Genomic DNA, 21,200 nt, shown 5'->3' on the forward strand with positions numbered 1-21,200 from the left:
CGCCTATCCCCATTCTATGTCAATTCATCAGGACAAATTAGTCCTCCTCTTCTCATGGATTTTTTTTTGGATATCGAATAGAGTATCAGACATTCTTCCTAAATAGACACCTTCGCTAAAGAGCCGCATCAGTCGGTTTTGTTTTTTCATTTCAAAACTTTCGATGTGCTGTTCGAATTGTATCTCTAAACCGTTTTCATTTTCTTGTGTTGTGTACTTAAGAAAATATGTCTCATAGGAAGAGGAGATTTTGACTTCATAAAGTGTGCCACGAATATAGTTGATCACGAAAACTGAAATTTCCATTTGGGTTTTGGAATCAGTTTTTTTGTAATTCAGTCCTTTCTCAATCTTTGTTTTCGTGAGCTGACATTCGCGAATGAGTTCACTTTCAAGATAGTCATAGAATTCGTTTTCGCTTATTTGTAACGTTCGTTTGATTTTCATGAGTGTATTATAGGGGGAATTAATTGAGGGTGCAACCGACGGTATTTTCTAGAAATTGACAAATTTTATACAACTATTTTATAGGATTATACAGTAGGAAGAAATTGATTTACTTCTTTATACACTAGTTATAGAAATGGATGAATGAAGGTATTATTTTGATTTTTTCAGATTTTAAAGGTTGTTTTTGTGAAACTTAGTGTATAAAAAATTTTTTTCTCGAAATGTAAGCGCTTGATTAAAAAGGTGTTTATGATAGTTTTGATTTTGTAAGTGAGAAAAAAATTGGGAAGGAAGAGTCACTATGGAAAAAATAAACAATACAGAGTCGGCAGCCATGAACTTGATTGCTAACTCAGGAGATGGGCGTTCCTATGCATTCCAAGCATTAGAGGAAGCGCGTAACGGCAATTTGGAAGAATGTAATCTTTTATTGAGAAAATCGGATGATGCGATCAAAAAAGCCCATCAGGCACAAACAGAGCTATTATTTTCAGAAGCAAGGGGGGAAAAGCAAGAAATCAATGTCCTATTGATACACTCACAGGATCATTTTATGACAAGTATGTTAGCCAATGAATTGATCAAAGAAATCATTCGATTCTATCAAAAATAAAATGGAAAGAAGGGAAATTCATGAAGAAGATGAAAATTTTATTGGTTTGTGCTGGAGGTATGTCTACCAGTATTTTGATGCAAAAAATGAGTAAGTACTGGAAAGAAAATGATATGGAGTTAGACATTAAGGCCGTCGGACTATCGGAATATCAGGATGTTTATCAAGAGTATGATGTAGTGATGGTGGGACCACAGGTCTCTTATCGTTTGAAAGAAATCGTGGAAAATACTGGTTTGCCAACTGAAGCCATTCCATCTTTTGATTATGCAATGGCAAATTGCTCGAATATTATGAAGCTCGCAACGAAATTGTATGGTCAAAAGTAAGACACAATAATAAAAGGAGTGTGGATCATAATATGGAAAAACTTTTTGATAGTCCAGTGATGATAAAATTACAAGATTTTGGACAGAAACTCGGGAGTAATAAGTTTCTAGCAGCTTTGCAAGCATGTATGATGTCTTTGATGGGCATCATTATGGTTGGGGCAATCTCTCAAATCACTGTTTCGGTTTTAGGTCCTACGATGTTTAATGTGATTGCTGCGGAAAGTCAGCTCTACGAAATTATTTATCTGCCTTATAAGTTCACAATGGACCTTTTATCTGTATGGGTCGTCATTCTATTTTCTTTTAATTATGCCAAAAACTTAAAAATGAAGTCGCCCATCATGAATGCAGTTGATGCATTGATTTGTTTTTTCTTGGTTGCTGGCACGTTAATGATCAGTGAAGCAGGAGTTACTAGTATCGATATGACTTACTTAGGATCGACTGGTATGTTTATCGGATTTGTTGTTGTCTTCCTTTCTGTTCAAATTGAAAAATATTGTGCGGATCATAATATTCGCATCAAAATGCCAGACGTAGTACCGCCATTTTTACAAGATGGCTTTGCCTCGATCGTACCGTTAGCAATTAGCGCCTGCTTTTTCTTAGCGTGCAGTGCTGCGGTAGATATCTTTACCAACGGCAATTACACGATTGCCTCTGGTTTTATGGCGCTTTTAGGCATTCCATTGTCTGCATTGTCTTCCACCGTTGGGATGTTTATCATGTGTGTATTTGCAGCGTTATTATGGTGTTTTGGGATTCATGGCACGATGATCTTAGTGCCGATTATTATGCCTCTTGGAATCCAAGCTGCAACCGCAAATGGCGCTGCTGCTGCTGCAGGCGAGCCACTCGTTTTTTATCCCGTGGCTTTGTTTGGTGGGATGGCAATTGCCGGAGGAACAGGGAACACGTTACCACTAGCTTTAATGGGTTTAAAATCAAAATCGAAACAAATCAGCGCGATATCAAAAATCGCAGCTGTGCCAGGATGGTTTAACATCAATGAACCGCTGACTTTTGGTATGCCGATTATGTACAATCCAATCATTTGTATTCCATATGTGCTAAATATTCCTGTGGTGATGTTACTGACATTAATTGGCTATCGAATCGGTTTTCTAACACCTGGTTGGATTTCCATTTCTGCTTTGCTGCCAATGGGGATGGCAAGTTATCTCAGTACGCTCAAATGGCAAAATGCTATCTGGGATTATCTAATGTTGATTCCTGCAGGCTTAATTTATTATCCATTTTTCAAAGCATATGAAAAACAATTGATCGCCAAAGAAGCGTTGGCGGAACAAGAGGAACAATTTGGTGTAGTAGCAGAACAAGAATAAAGGAGCGAACAGAATGAATAAACGATTTCCAGATAATTTTTTATGGGGTGGCGCAACTGCTGCGAATCAATTAGAAGGAGCATTTCTTGAGGATGGAAAAGGATGGTCAACTGCGGATACTGCCCTTTACATTGGAAAAGAGGCACGGACACAAATGCTGTTAGGGGAACCTATGACTAGAGACCAAGTCGAATTTGCTATGAAGGATAAAAAGGGACATTATCCAAAAAGGCATGGTATCGATTTTTATCATCGATACAAAGAAGACATCGCGCTTATGGCAGAGATGGGATTTAAAACATTTCGTTTATCAATCTCTTGGCCAAGGATCTTTCCAAATGGCAATGACCAAGAACCCAATGAAGCTGGTTTAGCCTTTTACGATGCAGTCTTTGATGAGTGTCTAAAGCATGGAATCGAACCGTTGGTGACGATCTCACATTACGAGTTCCCATTGCACTTAGCGCTGACTCAAAATGGCTGGCTCTCACGGGATACTATTGATCATTTTGTTCGCTATGCAGAAACGCTGTTTAACCGTTACAAGAATAAGGTCAAATATTGGTTGACGTTTAATGAAATCAATATAATTGGGATGACTGGTTATCTGAGTGGAGGGATTTTGGCAGACGGAATTGACAATATGTTAGCAGCACAATATCAAGCAGGACATCATCAGTTCCTTGCAAGTGCTTTGGCTGTAAAGAAATGCCATGAAATTATCCCAGATGCCAAAATCGGTTGTATGTTGGCTCGAATGGAGGCGTATCCTGAAACATGTAATCCGCAAGATGTTTTGGCTTCTGTAAAAGCAGATGAAATGAATTTCTTTTATACTGACGTTCAAATACGTGGAGAATATCCAGCATATATGGATTCATTTTTTGAAGAGAATGGAATTGTGATCGACGTTCAGGAAGGCGATCGTGATATTTTGAGAGAAGGAACAGTGGATTTTCTTTCCTTTAGTTATTATATGTCAATGGTTGTAGGAGAATCAAAAGAAGAAACTGGCGGGAATCTTTTTGGATCCATCAAGAATCCTTACTTAAAAGCAAGTGATTGGGGCTGGCAGATCGATCCAGTAGGTTTACGAATCACCATGAAAAAAATGTATCAGCGTTATCAAGTCCCTCTCTTTATCGTTGAGAATGGTTTAGGTGCTGAGGATGTGGTGACAGAGGATAAACGGATTCACGATGCGTATCGAATTGATTATTTACGTGACCATATCGAGCAAATCGGTATAGCGATTCAAGAAGGAGTTGAGGTGATGGGCTATACTCCTTGGGGATGCATCGACTTAGTCAGTGCTAGTACAAGTGAAATGTCGAAGCGTTATGGGTTTATATACGTGGATCTTGATGATGATGGAAAAGGAACCTTGGAAAGAATTCGTAAAGACTCTTTTTATTGGTATCAAAAAGTGATAGCGACCAATGGTGAAGAGCTGGCATGAAAATTTTATCGCTATAATAATCTTAGCTTTCATGGATTCCCACTCTGCATTGGGTAATCCTACAATCTATATCGAACCCAACAAAGTTCAAAAAAAGTGATCGGACTAAGTATTTTTTAGACAAAAATAGTAATTGTCAAAAAAGACGAGATTCGCCAAAATCGGTGAAGTCTCGTCTTTTTTATAAATCAACAGAAAAAGAAAACGCAGGAGTCTACGCTTTCTTTTTCTGTTCTTCTTTTTTCTTGTCTGTGGTCGGTACGGAATCTAAGGCTTTTTTGAAAATCTCTTCTTTTTTCGTTTTATAGTTATGTTGTCGTTCAGCATACACTTTTTCTTTCGTCTTTGTTTTCATACTCGGTCACCTCTTCCTTTTTTTAAGTATAGCATGATTTCACAAACTTATGCAAATCCTTGGTTTTATCCTTGGTGTTATAATCTTTCTTGTAAAATACATTGTGAAAATATTTCTTTTGGCAGAGATGAGGGACTTCTCTATTAAGAAATTCGCATCCGGTTGGAAGCGATGTAACAGGATTTCATCTAAGCGTCGATCACACAGGTGAAAGCAGCGTTCTTTTTGAAACAATTTTTTCACAGAATCCCTCGTGTAAAAAAGGAATGATAAATGGGTGGTTTTAGTATCGATTTTTGAAAAAGGGAATCAGGAAAGAAATGTTATTCAAATAACAGTCTTGTTTTTCAAAAAGTGGGTTTGTTTGCAAAAAAAATCCTGTTTTTATTCGCGAATTAAAATAACGTTGAATGAAATAGCGTTTTTCTCTAGTTTATAGAAATCTTTGTAAATAGAGTGCCATTGAGCAACATCAAAGAGAAAGTAATCAAAAAGAATAACGCAGGAAAATAAATGACACGTTTTATTAAACGTAAAGTAAAAAAATACAAAACGAAAACAATATCAAAAAATATTAATTTTTGTTAAAATGGGGTACAGGGGGTGTTTTATTGGAATCTCGGAAAATCAAACGTAAGCGTTTAGTGAAACAAAAACGGTCCCTTTTCGTACAAAAAGGATTGGGTATCACAGCAGCGTTAGCATCGACTTCAGGTGTCTTTACGTCTCTTGCTCATGCGACCGAAACGACGAACGCTTCGTCATCAACCAACACAACTGCTACTCTTGCCAGATCGTCAGCTGAAACGGCGATCAATCGACAATTTAAAACAACAGCTTCACTGAATGTTCGTTCAAATGCTTCAACAAGTGCCTCTATCGTAAGTGGTGTAGGAGCAAATACAACAATCACTGCGGTGGCTCAAAAGAACGGTACCTCAGTGAATGGCAATACAACATGGTATAAGCTATCAACAGGCGGCTGGATCTCAGGGGCTTATGTGAAAAGCACTTCAGGCTCTTCTTCTGCCAATACAGGCTCGTCCAATTCGTCGTCTTCATCGGAAAAAGCAATTTCGAAATCAGTGAAAACGACCACTGCATTGAACGTCCGTTCAAATGCAACGACTAGTTCTAGTGTCGTACGTGGACTAAGCAGCAATGCGACGGTGAAAGTCGTTGCACAAAAGAGTGGAACGTCGGTGAATGGCACGACCACTTGGTACAAATTGTCCACAGGTGGTTGGATCACGGCGGCCTATGTCAAAGATGTTTCCAGCAGTTCGACAGGAAATAGTTCTTCTGGCGGCAACACAAGTGTTTCTGCAGAAACGGCTATCAACAAGAATGTGAAAACAACAGCGGCATTGAATGTCCGTTCGAGTGCCTCAACAAGTGGTAGTGTCGTTGGCAGCCTAAGCAACAGCACGACGGTGAAGGTCGTTGCCCAGAAAAATGGCACATCCGTTGGCGGCACCAATGTTTGGTACAAAGTATCGACTGGTGGCTGGATCACAGCGGCATATGTACGTGACGTCACGTCTAGTTCTGGAAATACAAGTAATAACAATAATTCAAACACAGGTTCAAGCAACACTGGTTCATCAAACGGCTCAAGCAATGCGAGTGAGCAAGCCATCAATAAAACGTTCCAAACAACCACTGGTATGAATGTCCGCTCAAATGCATCGACTTCTGCAAGTGTAGTCAGCAGTTTGGGCAGCAATGCGACCTTCAAAGCAGTCGCTCAAAAACAAGGAACGTCAGTCAATGGCAATGCCACTTGGTATAAGTTATCAACGGGTGGCTGGGTATCTGCAGCGTATGTGAAGGAAGTCAGTGCAACGACTCCTGGCAACAATATCAACGCAGGCAATACCAATGTTCCGATGAGCGTGAACGGAGCAGCGATCGTTGCAGAAGCTAGAAAACATATCGGCACTCCTTATCAATGGGGAGGCAAAGGACCAGATGTCTTCGACTGTTCCGGGTTTACACGCTACGTCTTCTTAAAAGTGACGGGCAAAAACATCGGTGATTGGACAGTCCCACAAGAAAGCGCAGGGACAATCATTCCTGTCTCGCAAGCACAAGCTGGCGACTTGCTGTTCTGGGGTCAAAAAGGGAATACCTACCACGTAGCGATCGCTACCAGTAATACAAGCTATATCCATGCGCCAAGCACGGGTTATACAGTCACCGAAGCACAATCAGGCTTTTCGACTGCTAGCTTCGCTCTACGAGTGAAATAAATGTTTCATTGAATAGGCAAAGGGTTTGTCCTTTGTTAGAAGCGCCCCTAAGAAAGCTGCCATCAGTTTTCTTAGGGGCGCTTTTTTGGGTTGGGCGCAGATCTTTTTAAAAGGTGGGGCTTTGCCCTGTTTTTTTGACAAAAAGGCCGATTTGTCAAAATCACTTGTTTTTACTAGTACAAATTTTTGTCAAAAAAAATAGTTACTGATACCATAAAAACGTACCAATATTAGGAGGGATCTACATGAGATATACGAACGGAAATTACGAAGCTTTTGCAAGAAGCAGAAAACCGAAAGATGTCGAAAAGAAAGAAGCCTATATTGTTGGTGGGGGATTAGCAGGACTTGCTGCGGCAGTCTTCTTGATCCGTGACGGCCATATGGCGGGTGAGAAAATCCACGTCCTTGAAGAACTTTCTTTATCAGGCGGTTCATTGGACGGAAAATTCATTCCCCATGATGGATTTGTGACCCGCGGCGGTCGAGAAATGGAAAATCATTTTGAATGTCTGTGGGATCTATTTCGCTCGATTCCATCTTTGGAGGTGGAAGATGCTTCGGTGCTAGATGAGTTTTACTGGTTGGACCACGATGATCCAAATTCGTCTAACTGTCGGATCATCCACAATCGCGGCCAACGAGCAGCAGATGATGGAGAATTTACCTTGTCTGCTACAGCACAAAAAGAATTAACCCAATTATTTATGACTTCAGAAGATCAATTGATCGGGAAAAAAATCGAAGATGTTTTTGGCGAAGAATTCTTTGAATCTAATTTTTGGCTATACTGGTGTACGATGTTCGCCTTTGAAAAATGGCATTCGGCGATTGAAATGCGCCGCTATGTGTTGCGTTTTGTGCACCATATCGATGGCTTGCCTGATTTTACTGCGTTAAAATTTACCCGTTACAACCAATATGAGTCATTGGTCAAACCACTACTTGCTTATTTGGAAGAACAAGGAGTTGACTTCCAATATGAATGCACCGTCAGCAATATCGATGTTCGGATCGTGGGCGAGGAAAAAGTTGCTCAAAAACTTGTGCTGGAAAAAGCGGGAGCAATCGAAGAAATTCCTTTATCAGAAGATGACTTGGTCTTTGTTACCAACGGATCGATCACTGAAAGTTCCACGCAAGGGGACCATTATACTCCAGCGCCTATCTCAAAAGCACCTGGTGGCAGCTGGCGTTTATGGAAAAACTTGGCGGCGCAATCGCCTGAGTTTGGTCATCCAGAAGTCTTTTATGAAAACTTACCTGAAGAAAGCTGGTTTGTTTCGGCAACCGTGACTTGGCAAAATTTTGATGTGGAACCTTATTTAGAAAAATTGACCCATCGCAAGTTACGAACAGGCAGAATCGTCACTGGCGGGATCATCACCATCAAAGATTCCAATTGGATGATGAGCTTTGCGACCCATCGCCAACCGCACTTTAAAGAACAAAAAGACCAACAAACGATCACATGGGTGTATGGCTTGTTGTCAAATACACCAGGGAACTACATCAAAAAACCAATTGAACAATGTTCTGGACAAGAAATCGTGCAAGAACTGCTTTACCATTTAGGCGTGCCAGAAGCAGAAATCCAACGCATTTCAAAAGAATCAAGTGTGGCAGTTCCAGTCTACATGCCGTTTATCACTTCTTACTTCATGCTGCGTGAACCAGGGGATCGGCCATTGGTTATTCCAAATGGCTCCAAAAACTTAGCTTTTATCGGTAATTTCGCAGAGACTGAACGAGACACTGTTTTTACAACAGAATATTCCGTTCGGACTGCAATGGAGGCTGTTTATCAGCTATTAGCTGTGGAACGTGGGGTACCAGAAGTGTTTGCTTCCGCTTATGATCTACGTACTTTGGCCAAAGCTGTCTATTATCTGACCGATAAGAAAAAAATTACAGAAATGGAGCTGCCGTTTATCGAACGGAAACTCTTGGAAGGCTTCGTTAAGAAAACCGAACATACCTACATTGGCGATCTGTTGAAAGAAAACCATTTGATTTAAAGAAAACGCAACGACAACGAGGCGAAAGAAGCTGCTCGTTGTCGTTGCGTTTTTTATTTACTTTTTAGCACAGTTTGAACGAATCATTATTCCTCAGATAAAATCCGAACTTGGATCTCTGTCAAATAAGCTTGCTCGTTGCTAAGGGTCGTTTCGTGGATCGATCGTTCATAGAAGTAGTCATCGATTTGCCATTGGTGCGTCGCAATCAGCTGCTTGAGTTTTTGATAGAACTGCTTCAATCCTTCGTCATCCCCCTGATAAATGGCGGTTAAATAGCATCCTGCTGGTTTCACGAAGGAAGTCCCTTGCGGCTCTTCTTGCCGCACGTAAACGTAGTCGATGTCTTGCGTATCGTCTTTGTTCGTCCGAATCATAAAACCGTACTCGTTATTCGAAAAAAGATAAGGCTGTGCCATCAAAAGGTCGTAGGCTTGGGTGATCATCTCTGGGATGGAGCTGCCGTTTAATCTAGGACTAAGGGAGAAATATTCCTCTGGCTGTTCCTTCAAGGTGAAGGGGGAAGTTTTTTCTGCAGCCAGGCGCAAATCCGCAGCTTTTCGTTCGATGATTTTTTTGATGTTGGTCAACTGCTGAATTTTTTCATCGATGGTTTGCCGCTTGGCTTCCAATAAGTTTCTCATGGTCTCGGCATCCCCCTGCAGCGCTGTTTGGATCTCTTTTAAGGGCATCGATAATTCTTTCAATGACAGGATCAATCCGAGATCCAAAAGTTGATCAAGGGAATAATACCGATACCCGTTCTCGGCTTTGCTGTTTGGTTGAAATAGCCCAATCTCGTCATAATAGTGGAGTGTCCGAGGATTGATCCGCGCTAAGCGTGCCATTTCCGATACTTTTAATTTGGTTTTCATGAAACTCCTCCTTGACTTTACAGTTACTGTAAACTTTATACTAAGGATAGTCAACTACTGGGAGGAAGATAGAATGAATAAAAAAGTAACATATCGACCATTTAAACGAGAAGATCTGCCTGCGCTTGTGCAAGTAATTATTGATAGCTGGAACTACGACAAGCAATTTGACAAGAAGACCGCCAAGCACTTTGCTCATGTCTTTTTGTGTTATGAACTTGCCCGTGCGACCTATTCGCGGGTGGCTCTTTTAAATGGTGAAGCTGTCGGCATCTTGTTAGCAGACAGTAAAAGCGGGAAGAAGCTTCATCCAGCGCGCTATTGGGGGAAAACGATTTGGCATGCTGGCTGCTTACTGCTTACGAAAGAAGGGAGAAACACGCTGCTGCATTATGCCAAGGAGGTGGCTGAGTTAAATCAAGCGATGTTGAAAGACTTACAAACTCCTTTTCAGACCGAAGTTGGTTTGTTTGCCGTTAGTCCCAAAACACAAGGATTGGGTGTAGGCAAGCAGCTCTTTACTTCCTTTTTAGCGATGGTCCAGCAGGACAAAACGGCTCCGTTTTTCCTTTATACCGATACCACCTGTAATTTCGGTTTTTATGAGCATATGGGCTTGAAGCGGGCAGCTGCTGTGAAACGCTGGATCAAAAAACCGATTAAGAAGGAAATCGAGTTTTATATCTATACTTCCTAAGAGTGCAGCGATGCACTCTTTTTTCATTGGCTAGTATGGTAAACTGGAAGCAAAGAAGGTCAAGGAAGCTGTTTTCGTTTTATGGAAACGGCGCTTATTTTGGTCGAAAGCGATGGCTCAACTCCCTTTCGTAAAAAGGATGGGGAATGGGAAAGGATGGTTTATTTGGAAAAAAAGCAGATAGGGTTTATTTTAAGTGATATTGATGGGACGATCTTGGATCATAAGCATCAAATCGATCTGGATTTGATTGAAGAAATCAAACGATTGAAGCAGCAAGCGATTCCTTTTGTTTTGGCTTCCGCTCGCTCCCCGAAAGGAATGCTACCGATAGCTCAAGAATTAGGGATAGAAGACTGGCCCTTGGCTTGTTACAACGGTGCCCTGATTGGAGGGTACGATCAAAAGGGCACACTGGTACCGATTTTCAGTCATGAGGTCAAAAAAGCAGAAGCAAAAACTTTGGTTGCGCGCATCAAAGCTGATTTTCCTGGTGTTTCCATCAATGTCTACTCTGGTGATCAGTGGTATTGCGAAAGAGTGGACCAATGGGCACGAGCAGAAGCGGCGATCACCAAAGAGACTCCTGTAGAAACTTCATTAGAACAACTGTTGGCACAAGAAGCTTTTGAGGTTCATAAGTTTCTTTTGATCGGCACAACGGCAGAAATCCAAGCGCTTCATGCTGCCTGCCAGAACGCTGGATTTTTAGAAAGCGCCTTTTACTTATCCAAAGAGAATTATTTGGAAGTCACTCATCAAGCTGTGGGAAAAGATAAGGCGCTAAATGAATTGGCGGCCTATTTTCAAGTGCCGCTGGCGCAAACCTTAGCGATCGGCGATAATTTTAACGACCTGCCAATGATTGCTTCAGCTGGTATTGGTGTTGCGATGGAGAATGCGCCCGAATTGGTCAAAGCAAAAGCTGATTTTGTGACGACTAGCAATACAGACCATGGGGTTGCTGATGCGTTGCGGCGATTTGTCACAGAATAGATAAAAAAACTAGGTTTTTTGAACAAATTGATTGACTTTCATTTCTACTCTCCTTAAACTTTTAGCTATACCTAAAAAGGTAAGTGTTTGTTGGAAAGAAGGAGAAAAATGAATAAGAAGATCGAGAAGACATTGACCAAATTTGCCGAGCCGTTGGGGCTCTCCGTTGATACTTCCACTGGGGTGATTTATGGAACGTATCATAGTTATAAACTTTTTTTAGTTCAAGAGAATAACAATAGTTATTCTCTAGTGGCTCATTTTTCACTTAGCAAAGATGGCGAACTTCCCAACCAAGAAGAAGTCAAAGAAGTTCTAAGTGAGTCAAAAGAGATCATCGACTGTGTGATCCAAGGATATCAAGTTGCCTATACATTACGCGGAGCGATGACTGCAGGGAAAACCGTGGACAAGTTACGTACTGCGTTGGACCAGTTGACGAATTTTTTGAAGACGGAAGGCTTCCAAAATGCTTGTACCTTCTGCGGCGCGGTCACTGAGCCGGTTTCGCTGTATGCTATTGGCGGCGCTCCCGTCATTGCCTGTGAAGCTTGCTTTAAGAAACAACAAGAAGCAGTCCTTGCGCAAGAACGGGAAAAGGGGCAGAAAAAAGAAAATTGGTTAGCTGGAACCGTGGGTGCGTTTCTTGGCTCACTGATTGGTGCCGGCGCAATTATTTTATTAGGACAACTGGGGTATGTTGCTGCATTGTCTGGGATTGCGATGGCGATCTGTGCCATCAAAGGGTATGAATTATTAGGTGGAAAACTCAGCACAAAAGGTATTATTAGTAGTATTATCGTCATGATTATCATGGTCTATGTCGGGAATCGTATCGACTGGTCGATCAGTGTAGCAAATTATTACACGGACGTTGATGTCTTCTATGCCTTCCGTATTTTACCTGATTTGATTCGTGAAGGATATTTGGAAGCGAGTCAATATTACGGGAACTTAGGTCTGGTCTATCTCTTTACGGCGATTGGGGCTGTGCCAACTATTATCGCTACGGTACGAGAGGGGAAAGTGACGCGTCAAAGCTATAAAATGGAGTAATCCACGTTTCTATCCAAAGATAAAAAAACACAAAGCGAGATCTTTTTCGCTTTGTGTTTTTTGTTTTTGTGTCATAAATAATAACATGCAGTGTTAACATAAAAAATAAATAATAATAAAATGAGAAAAATAGCTTGCTTTTATAATTAATATTTATTAAAATCTTATTTACATTCAGAGTTTTGTAATAATTCTGAAAATTTTGGATTTTCATAAGGGGTAGGTAAGATGAAGAAAAAATGGGGATATGGTGTCGTCGCTGTTTGTGGAATCGTATTAGCAGGTTGCTCAACAGGAGGGACATCAAGTACAGGTGAAAGTTCAAGTGGTAGTGGGACAGCAGCTGCCGAACAAATTTTTAATGTTGTGGTTCAACAAGAAATGCCGAGTGCCGATCTATCCTTAGCCACCGATACGATCAGTTTCAGTGCTTTAAATAATGTGTATGAAGGGTTGTACCGCTTAGATGCTGATAGTAAGCCCGAACCAGCAGGTGCCGCCGAATTAGCGGAAGTCAGTGAAGATGGTCTGACCTATAAATTGAAACTACGAGAAGATGCCAAATGGTCAAATGGAGAACCAGTAACGGCAGCGGATTATGTGTTTGGTTGGCAACGCACCGTAAGTGCGGAAACAGGTTCTGAGTATGCGTACTTATTTGCGCCCGTAACCAATGCCGAAGCGATAACAGCAGGTGAAAAAGATGCCTCAGAATTAGGGATCAAAGCAGTCAGTGACTATGAATTAGAAATCACGCTGACGACACCTACGCCATACTTCCAATACTTATTGGCATTTCCATCCTTCTTCCCACAAAGCCAAGCAGTCGTAGAAGACAACGGCGATCAATATGCTTCAACGAGCGACAATGCCGTTTACAATGGACCCTTTGTGTTGGCTGGCTTTGATGGGCCAGGAACCGATACAGAATGGTCATATGAAAAGAACGACCAATATTGGGACAAAGAGACGGTGAAACTTGACACCATCAATGTTAGTGTCGTAAAAGAATCATCGACCTCCTTGAATCTATTCCAAGATGGGCAAGCAGACGACGTCATCTTAACAGGAGAATTGGCACAGCAAATGGCCAATGATGAAGCGTTTGTGTCAGAACCATTAGCCCGTACTTCCTATATCGAGTTGAATCAGCGCGAAGAAGATTCGCCATTCCGCAATGAGGATCTGCGTAAAGCAATCTCTTATGCCATCGATCGTGATGCATTAGTGACATCGATTTTAGGGGACGGTTCATTGGCTTCCACAGGATTGATACCAAAAGGAATGACCTTTAACCCAACTGATAATACTGATTTTGTCGATGAAGCGGAAAGTGTCATTGAATACGATCAAGAAAAGGCCAAAGAACATTGGGAAAAAGCCAAAGAGGCGTTAGGAATCGATTCCTTGAGCTTTGAAATTTTGGCTTCTGATACAGATTCAACCAAAAAGGCCATTGAGTATATTCAAAGTGCGATTCAAGACACGCTGGATGGGGTGAAAGTTAGCCTAAGTCCTGTTCCTTTCTCCGTTCGTTTAGATCGTTCAAACTCAGGTGACTTTGATGTCGTCATGGGTGGTTGGGGAGCTGACTATGCGGATGCTAGCAGCTTTACTGATTTGTTTGTTACCGACAATTCCTACAACCGCGGTCGTTGGACAAGTGAGGCGTACGATGCAGCAGTGAAATCGTCTGCCACGACAAACGCTGGCAATCCAGATGCTCGCTGGCAAGACTTGTTAGATGCAGAGAAAATCATTATGGATCAACAAGGGGTCATCCCTGTGTACCAAAACGTTGAAGCTCATTTACGTGCACCAAAAGTAAAAGGGGTCGTATCACACGGTGCTGGTGCGCAATATGACTACAAGTGGGCAGTTATTGAAGAATAAGCGCCTAAAGAAGAAACTGGTTTTGCGTAAGCAAGCCAGTTTTTTTTCTTGGGCTTTGTTCTTACTTACACAATGTTAGTAATGAGAGCGGATGCAATTGTTTATAAAAAAACAAAAAAAGTTGGCAAGGGATCAACGATCGACTTGCCAACCTCGTTTTTTGTTCATCTATTTCACAGAAATCCAGTGAAAGATTATTCGCTAACTGTTACGTCACCTGTTACAGAAGCGCCATCTTCGTCAAGTGTTGCTGAATCTTGGAATTCTTTTGAAGTGAATGTTACGTTACCTTCAACTTTTGCACCGTTCAATACAAAGCCGTTAGCATTCACTTCAACGTCACCTTTGATTACACCGTGAACGATGTTGAAGTTTTCTGAGTTAACGATCAATTTAGGAACAGTTACTGTGTATTCAGCTGTTACGTTGCGGTCTTCATCTTGTGAGTACAATGCAAATTTACGGTAGATATCAGCAGAGTCGTCACCTTTGTCGTGGAATTCGCCATCAACGGTCACATCGTTATCAAATGTCATGTCGCCAGTTACAGCAACGATCCAGTTACCATCTGCGCTCAATGCTTTTTCGATCACTGAAGTTTGGTCACTGATAGAAGCAGTTGAAACAACGTCATCTGATGATTCAGTTGATGCAGCAGTTGAAGCTGCTGTTGATGATGATGAGCTTGCAGCTGTATCGTTATCTGAACTACATGCAGCTAAAAGAGTGCCTCCCATAAGCAATGATGCAGCGATTAAAGTGATTTTAGTTTTTTTCATGTTTCCTTCTCCTTTGTATTCCCATAGTTTTCTTAAAAACAAAATGATTATACCATACCGAGGTGAAGTTTGTGAAACAAAAAACATAAATGAGGAGAAATTTAATAAATAGCAGCCTAGGATTAAAAAAATTTCAAAGAAACTAGGAATAAATGAGTGACGCTTACGAATGAATGAGACATCTTATTCACAAAGAACCCTCCATTATGGAAGAAATGCCCTTCTTCTATAATGGAGGGTCATTACTACATGCGCTTTCGATCCGTCAACTGCTTGAACTTCGATACGATCAAATCCATGATGAACTGATACATAAAAGCATGGGTTTGAAAATGGGTTTGGTGAGGGAAGATGATTGCTTCTTGGACAAAGGGCAGTTCCGAGATCTGTGGATTAGCGGTGATCACGATGACTTTGGCTTTGGTTCGATCGAAGAAATCTTTCCGTGGTGTTCCATTTCGAATTTGCTGTTTCGTTAGGTAGTCACCGGAGTTGGTAAAAATGATAAACAGCGATTCTTCATCAGCGGTCTTGATGATTTCTTCCTGTACGAGATCGTCTTGGAAGGTCCGAATGAACTTGCCGTTGTATGCTAGTTTGATCTGGAAATCAATAGCAGCCGATTCTGAGAATAAAATTCCAAAAGCAAAGACATTTTTATGCGTCACAATGGCTTTTGCGACCCGTTCGATGGCTGGCAGATCAAGATGATGACGCAGATAATCGATGTCTTGTACAACTGCGTCAAAATAGGAGTCTACGCCCTCTTGCTCTAAGGCAGACAAAATATTCGAACGATAATTCAGGGGATTGTTGAAGCGGTTTTCGATAAAGGCAGCGTTGTCTTTTAGATCGCCATAATCATCAAAGCCCAAGGTGCGAGCGAATTTTGAAACGGTTGACTTTGACACATGGCAAAGAGCAGCGAATTCACCAATGCTTAGAGTTTGGATCTGATCATAATGGTTGATCATGGTCAAACCGATATAGTAGTTGGTGGAATCAGTGGGTGCATTATTTAAAAGATTCAATAAACGAATGATTAAGAGGCCCATTTTCTTTCCTTTCTTGTAAGCAGTTTCCAAATTGCGAACTTTCGCAGGTGAGAGAAAAAAATCTGCTATAGTAACGCCATAAAGCGCTTTATAAATCAAACACGGGAGTGAGTCATTTGGCAAAAGATTATTCAAAACTTGCTAGTGAAATTATAGCACAGGTCGGTGGGGAACAAAATATCGTTAGCCTGTATCATTGCATCACTAGATTGCGTTTTAAGTTGAAAGATGTCGAGTTGGCACGAAAAAATAAGGATAAGATTCAGCAGCTTGATGGGGTATTGTCTGTCATTGAAGGAAATGGCCAGTTTCAAGTCGTGATCGGTAATCATGTAGCGGATGTTTTTCAAACGATCATGAGTAAGTATTCGATCCAAAATGCTTTGGAAAGTGATGGGGATGCCGAAGAATCAACAGAAAAACAAGGCAATGTATTTATCCGATTCTTCAATGTATTGTCTGCGATCTTTAATCCAATCATTGTTGCTCTTGCAGGGGCAGGGATGTTAAAAGCTTTGCTAGTTGTTTTTACAACCTATCATTTGATGGATGCGGAAGGAAGCACCTATAAAATATTAGCTGCTGCTGGCAATAGTGTCTTTTATTTCTTGCCTTTATTTTTAGCGATCAGTGCAGCGCGGATTTTCAAAGTCAATATGTTTATTGCTTTAGCAATCGTTGGGGCGTTGCTGGAGCCGAATTTTACAGCAATGGTGACGGAAAATGGTGTGACGGTCGATTTCTTTGGCATCCCAGCTGTGTTGATGGGGTATTCGGGTACCGTGATTCCAGCGATCGTTTCGATCTATATCTACTCGCACTTGGAACGACTACTCAAACGGATCATTCCTAAGAGTATCGAGATTTTTGCTCTATCACTAGTAGCTCTTTTGATCATGGTGCCTTTGACCGTTTTGATCATTGGACCGGTCGGTGTAATGCTTGGGGACGGTTTAGGCAATGCCATGAACTTTATCAGCGACAAGAGCGGGCTGTTGGCTGGCTTGTTGATCGGTGGCGGTTGGACATTCTTAGTAATGATCGGGATCCATTGGGGAGTTGTACCGATTATGGTCAATAACCTAGCGGTATATGGCTATGATACGCTGCGCCCGATGATCGCAGCAGCAACATTTGCGAGTGCTGGGGTTGCTTTAGGTGTGTTTTTACGCTCTCGCAGAAAAGAAACCAAAGGCTTGGCGCTATCTTCTTTGCTTCCAGCATTGCTTGGAGGAATTACAGAGCCAATCGTCTATGGACTTTCGGTAAAATTTAAAAAGCCGTTGATTGCTCAAACCATCGTTGGTGCTCTTGCTGGTGCGTTTATGGGAATGATGCAAACCAAGGCCATCGTCTATGTTTTCCCAGCATTGACGACATTGCCAGCTTTCTTTGGGGACACCTTTGTGTACTATTTGATCGGCATTGCCTTTGCGTTCTTCGGTACTGCTATTTTGACCTATGTATTAGGATTTGAAGAAACGGTAGAACCTGTTTTAGAAGAAGGTGCAGGGCTGCAAGTGATGACACCAGTTGCTGGTGAAGCGATCACGCTTGATGATGTCAAAGATGAAGTATTTTCTTCTCGAGCAATGGGGGATGGATTAGCCGTTTATCCATCAGCCGGCGATATTTATGCGCCACTTACTGGTACGGTTGTGACAGTTTTTCCAACTGGACATGCTTTTGGGATCCAATCAGCTGCTGGGACGGAAGTGTTGGTTCATATCGGCTTAGAAACGGTTGATTTAGCAAAAGGCGTGTTTGAGATTTCGGTGAAACAAGGGGATCAAGTCGTGAAGGGGCAAAAAATTGGCACCTTTGACTTAGCAAAAATTATTGAAAAAGGATATGATCCGACAACCATGTTGGTCTTTACCAGTGTGATCAAAGAAGATGCATTGACAGTTGTGGATCAAGCGAAAAAAGACGTTACCGCTTTGGTAGCAAATGATTTATTAAAAGGAGCGATTTCATGAGTGTATTTCCAAAAAATTTCCTATGGGGCGGCGCGATCGCCGCAAATCAAGCCGAAGGAGCTTATTTGGAAGGAGGAAAAGGATTAAGTGTAGCAGATATTTTACCAGTTGGTGAAAAACGTATTGAGCAAGTTTCACTGCAGCTTGAAGAGGATAACTTTTATCCGAGCCATGAAGCCATCGACTTTTATCATCGGTACCCAGAAGACATTGAACTGTTTGCGGAAATGGGCTTGAAGTGTTTGCGTACCTCAATTGCTTGGAGTCGCATTTTTCCGAATGGGGATGAGACGGAACCCAATGAAGCAGGTTTACAATTTTATGATGATTTATTTGATGCCTTGAATGAAAAAGGGATCCAACCAGTTGTTACATTAGCTCATTTTGAGACGCCACTGCATTTGGTGACGAAATATGGTGGTTGGCAAAATCGTGCACTGATCGATTTTTTTGATCGGTATACAAAAGTGGTTTTTGCACGCTACAAAGGGAAAGTGAAATATTGGATGACTTTCAATGAAATCAACCATACCCATACGATCCCGTTACTCGCAGCAGGTATCGATGTGTTTTCTTTCGAGACTGAAGAAGAAAAATTACAGGCACTTTATCAAGCAAGTCATAATATGTTTGTTGCAAGTGCCAAAGCAGTTCTGAATGGGAAGGCAGTAGATGAAAACAATCAGATTGGCTGTATGCTGTCACTGAGTCCGATTTACCCTGCAACGTGCAACCCGCAAGATGTTTTTGAATCGTATCAACTGCGCCGTCGTTCCTTGTTCTATAGTGATGTGCAATTGCGAGGAGCATATCCGGAATACTTCGACCGCATCGTGAAGGATAATCATCTGTTGCTGGACATTACAGAAGAAGATCTAGCGATCATTAAAGCGGGGACCTGCGATTATTTAGGCTTTAGTTTTTACCGCAGCTCATTGCATGAAGCAGGCATGAAAATTTTAGGCAATACTGGCGGATTACTAGGGAAAAAGAATCCTTACCTAAAAGAAACTGCTTGGGGATGGCCGATCGATCCGCTGGCATTACGCTATGTTTGCAGCGAATTGACTGATCGCTATCAAAAACCATTATTTATCGTTGAAAATGGAATTGGTTTAAAGGATGTTGTCAATGAAGATGGATCGATCGTCGATGAAGAACGGATGGCCTATTTGAAAGACCATGTAGAAGCAATGGCGGAATCGATCAAAGATGGCGCAACGATTCTAGGCTATACATGGTGGGGACCGATCGATATCGTTTCTGCGGGGACAGGAGAGATGGAAAAACGATACGGCTTTATCTATGTCGATAAGCAAAATGATGGTAGCGGAGATCTTTCCCGCCAGAAAAAAGCTAGTTTTGCGTATTATAAGCAAGTGATCGCCACGAATGGGGAAGCGTTGGCGTACGAATCATTTTTGAAAGGCGGCAAGTAAAATGAAAAGTTATTTTCCAAAAGATTTCCTCTGGGGGGGAGCAACAGCTGCCAACCAAGTTGAAGGAGGTTCTGGAATCGATGGAAAAGGCTTGTCGGTTTCTGATGTCTATCTATTCGATTCCTCAATGCCGAAAGAACGATGGACGGACCAATGGCATATGATGACTCATCAGCAAGTTGCAGAAGCACAGGATCCAAACAGCACGAAATACTATCCGAAAAGACAGGGAATCGATTTTTATCATCACTTTAAAGAAGATATTCGTTTATTTGCTGAGATGGGTTTCAAAGCCTATCGGATGTCAATTGCCTGGACACGGATCTTTCCAAAGGGGGATGAGGTAGAGCCAAACGAAGCTGGATTGGCATTTTACGACGCAGTCTTTGATGAGTGTTTGAAGTATGGGATCGAACCAGTGGTATCACTATCCCATTATGAGATGCCTTTGTATTTAGTGACTGAGTATGGAGGATGGCCAAACCGGCAAGTGATCGACTTTTATGTCCGTTTTGCCAAGACGGTGATTGAGCGATACCAAAAGAAAGTCAAATACTGGGTAACTTTTAATGAAATCAACTGTGTTAAACACCATCCATATGTTAGTGTCGGGATCATTGAAGAAGGTCATCCTAATATTGAACAAGACAAGTACCAAGGGGCGCACCATCAATTTGTCGCCAGCGCAATCGTGACTGACTATTGCCATCGATTGATTCCCGATGCCAAGGTCGGCTGCATGATCAGCTATCAATTATTAACGCCGTACAGCTGTGATCCAGACGATGTCCAAAAAACAGTTGAAAGTCAACGAACCTCACTCTTTTTCAGTGATGTGCAGGCAAGAGGCTATTATCCAGCATATGCCAACCGCATGTTTGAAGAAAAAGGAGTGGAATTGGTGATCGAACCAGGAGACTTAGAAATCATCCGAGAAAATCCTGTTGATTTTGTTTCCTTTAGTTACTATATGTCCAGTGCAGTCAGCGCACATCCAGAACGCTTGGAAAGTGCTGTCGGGAATCTGATCACTGGTGGGATTAAAAATCCTTATTTGCCAAGCAGTAAATGGGGCTGGCAGATCGATCCCAAAGGGCTGCGAACAGCATTGAATCAACTCTATGACCGCTACCAAAAACCTTTGTTTATTGCCGAAAACGGTTTGGGAGCAGAAGATGTCGTAAACGAAGATGGTACCATCGATGATTTTTATCGAATCGACTATCTGCGTCAGCATATTGAACAAATCAATGAAGCGTTGCATGATGGCGTCGAGGTCTTTGGCTATACGGCATGGGGCTGTATCGATATCATTAGTGCCTCAACCTCACAAATGTCGAAACGTTATGGCTTTATCTATGTTGACCAAGACGATGAAGGCAATGGCACAAAGAAACGCATCAAGAAAGCGTCATTTGATTGGTACAAAAAAGTAATTGCTTCAAACGGCGCAATTCTTTGATTTTTGATTCTTCCGGATAAAGCAATTGCTAGGCTTAATCATAAGGTTTCTTAACAATTTACCTTTTTATCAAGAAAAAAAGCCAACTTTATTTGCTATTTTATTTTAACCATGCTATGATGAATAGGTAAAGTTCTGATATGT

Annotated in this window: 18 protein-coding genes; 13 read left to right on the plus strand and 5 right to left on the minus strand. The window is 41.6% G+C overall.

Annotated features, from left to right (window positions below):
- Positions 1 to 27 precede the first annotated feature (27 nt).
- Entirely contained in the window at positions 28 to 447 is a 420-nt protein-coding gene (locus tag IGI73_RS03620; RefSeq protein ID WP_005225314.1) for a DUF3284 domain-containing protein, read from the minus strand.
- A 304-nt stretch (positions 448 to 751) separates the two neighbouring features.
- Between IGI73_RS03620 and IGI73_RS03625 the strand changes: the two genes are divergently transcribed.
- The 4 genes from IGI73_RS03625 to IGI73_RS03640 are packed head-to-tail and all read left to right on the plus strand — an operon-like array spanning position 752 to position 4,200.
- The gene (locus IGI73_RS03625; RefSeq protein ID WP_005225315.1) at positions 752 to 1,063 is read left to right on the plus strand and encodes a PTS lactose/cellobiose transporter subunit IIA; all 312 of its coding nucleotides are present in this window, start codon (positions 752 to 754) and stop codon (positions 1,061 to 1,063) included.
- 20 nt (positions 1,064 to 1,083) lie between these two features.
- Positions 1,084 to 1,392, plus strand: coding sequence for a PTS sugar transporter subunit IIB (locus IGI73_RS03630; RefSeq protein ID WP_005225316.1), 309 nt, complete (start codon positions 1,084 to 1,086; stop codon positions 1,390 to 1,392).
- Positions 1,393 to 1,424: 32 nt separating this feature from the next.
- Positions 1,425 to 2,741, plus strand: coding sequence for a PTS sugar transporter subunit IIC (locus IGI73_RS03635; RefSeq protein WP_185953316.1), 1,317 nt, complete (start codon positions 1,425 to 1,427; stop codon positions 2,739 to 2,741).
- A 13-nt stretch (positions 2,742 to 2,754) separates the two neighbouring features.
- The gene (locus IGI73_RS03640) at positions 2,755 to 4,200 is read left to right on the plus strand and encodes a glycoside hydrolase family 1 protein (RefSeq protein WP_128489024.1); all 1,446 of its coding nucleotides are present in this window, start codon (positions 2,755 to 2,757) and stop codon (positions 4,198 to 4,200) included.
- 214 nt (positions 4,201 to 4,414) lie between these two features.
- On the opposite strand, the gene IGI73_RS03645 is transcribed toward IGI73_RS03640, so the two are convergent.
- Positions 4,415 to 4,555, minus strand: coding sequence for a hypothetical protein (locus tag IGI73_RS03645; RefSeq protein ID WP_005237363.1), 141 nt, complete (start codon positions 4,553 to 4,555; stop codon positions 4,415 to 4,417).
- Between the two features lie 611 nt (positions 4,556 to 5,166).
- Here IGI73_RS03645 and IGI73_RS03650 point away from each other — a divergent pair.
- Both IGI73_RS03650 and IGI73_RS03655 read left to right on the plus strand, forming a co-directional pair.
- Positions 5,167 to 6,807, plus strand: a complete 1,641-nt coding sequence (locus tag IGI73_RS03650) for an SH3 domain-containing protein (protein ID WP_428207291.1) — start codon at positions 5,167 to 5,169, stop codon at positions 6,805 to 6,807.
- 245 nt (positions 6,808 to 7,052) lie between these two features.
- Entirely contained in the window at positions 7,053 to 8,825 is a 1,773-nt protein-coding gene (locus IGI73_RS03655; protein ID WP_087627042.1) for an oleate hydratase, read from the plus strand.
- An 86-nt stretch (positions 8,826 to 8,911) separates the two neighbouring features.
- Here the strand turns inward: IGI73_RS03655 and IGI73_RS03660 are convergent, their stop codons facing one another.
- The gene (locus tag IGI73_RS03660; protein WP_311952409.1) at positions 8,912 to 9,700 is read right to left on the minus strand and encodes a MerR family transcriptional regulator; all 789 of its coding nucleotides are present in this window, start codon (positions 9,698 to 9,700) and stop codon (positions 8,912 to 8,914) included.
- A gap of 73 nt (positions 9,701 to 9,773) precedes the next feature.
- Between IGI73_RS03660 and IGI73_RS03665 the strand changes: the two genes are divergently transcribed.
- From IGI73_RS03665 to IGI73_RS03680, 4 genes are all read left to right on the plus strand, one after another.
- Positions 9,774 to 10,397: a GNAT family N-acetyltransferase gene (locus IGI73_RS03665; protein WP_159161275.1), complete on the plus strand. Its 624-nt coding sequence runs from the start codon at positions 9,774 to 9,776 to the stop codon at positions 10,395 to 10,397.
- Positions 10,398 to 10,553: 156 nt separating this feature from the next.
- Complete coding sequence (locus tag IGI73_RS03670) at positions 10,554 to 11,393, plus strand: Cof-type HAD-IIB family hydrolase (RefSeq protein ID WP_159161305.1); 840 nt, start codon at positions 10,554 to 10,556, stop codon at positions 11,391 to 11,393.
- Positions 11,394 to 11,501: 108 nt separating this feature from the next.
- A complete protein-coding gene (locus IGI73_RS03675) occupies positions 11,502 to 12,449 on the plus strand; it encodes a hypothetical protein (protein WP_428207290.1) in 948 nt (315 codons plus the stop codon).
- A gap of 228 nt (positions 12,450 to 12,677) precedes the next feature.
- Positions 12,678 to 14,342, plus strand: a complete 1,665-nt coding sequence (locus IGI73_RS03680; protein WP_010747630.1) for a peptide ABC transporter substrate-binding protein — start codon at positions 12,678 to 12,680, stop codon at positions 14,340 to 14,342.
- A 194-nt stretch (positions 14,343 to 14,536) separates the two neighbouring features.
- On the opposite strand, the gene IGI73_RS03685 is transcribed toward IGI73_RS03680, so the two are convergent.
- Complete coding sequence (locus tag IGI73_RS03685) at positions 14,537 to 15,121, minus strand: polymer-forming cytoskeletal protein (protein WP_010747631.1); 585 nt, start codon at positions 15,119 to 15,121, stop codon at positions 14,537 to 14,539.
- 245 nt (positions 15,122 to 15,366) lie between these two features.
- Positions 15,367 to 16,176 carry a MurR/RpiR family transcriptional regulator gene (locus IGI73_RS03690; protein ID WP_015509153.1) on the minus strand — a complete coding sequence of 270 codons (810 nt, stop codon included), beginning with the start codon at positions 16,174 to 16,176 and terminating at the stop codon, positions 15,367 to 15,369.
- A 107-nt stretch (positions 16,177 to 16,283) separates the two neighbouring features.
- Between IGI73_RS03690 and IGI73_RS03695 the strand changes: the two genes are divergently transcribed.
- The 3 genes from IGI73_RS03695 to IGI73_RS03705 are packed head-to-tail and all read left to right on the plus strand — an operon-like array spanning position 16,284 to position 21,056.
- Positions 16,284 to 18,155 carry a beta-glucoside-specific PTS transporter subunit IIABC gene (locus tag IGI73_RS03695; RefSeq protein ID WP_413157142.1) on the plus strand — a complete coding sequence of 624 codons (1,872 nt, stop codon included), beginning with the start codon at positions 16,284 to 16,286 and terminating at the stop codon, positions 18,153 to 18,155.
- Positions 18,152 to 19,594, plus strand: coding sequence for a glycoside hydrolase family 1 protein (locus IGI73_RS03700; protein ID WP_167827142.1), 1,443 nt, complete (start codon positions 18,152 to 18,154; stop codon positions 19,592 to 19,594). The genes IGI73_RS03695 and IGI73_RS03700 overlap by 4 nt, the downstream gene beginning before the upstream one ends.
- A gap of 1 nt (position 19,595) precedes the next feature.
- Positions 19,596 to 21,056, plus strand: coding sequence for a glycoside hydrolase family 1 protein (locus tag IGI73_RS03705; protein ID WP_428207289.1), 1,461 nt, complete (start codon positions 19,596 to 19,598; stop codon positions 21,054 to 21,056).
- Positions 21,057 to 21,200 lie beyond the last annotated feature (144 nt).

Origin of the sequence: Enterococcus sp. DIV0755f, from assembly GCF_051713725.1 — a bacterium.
Taxonomy (GTDB): Bacteria; Bacillota; Bacilli; order Lactobacillales; family Enterococcaceae; genus Enterococcus_D; species Enterococcus_D casseliflavus.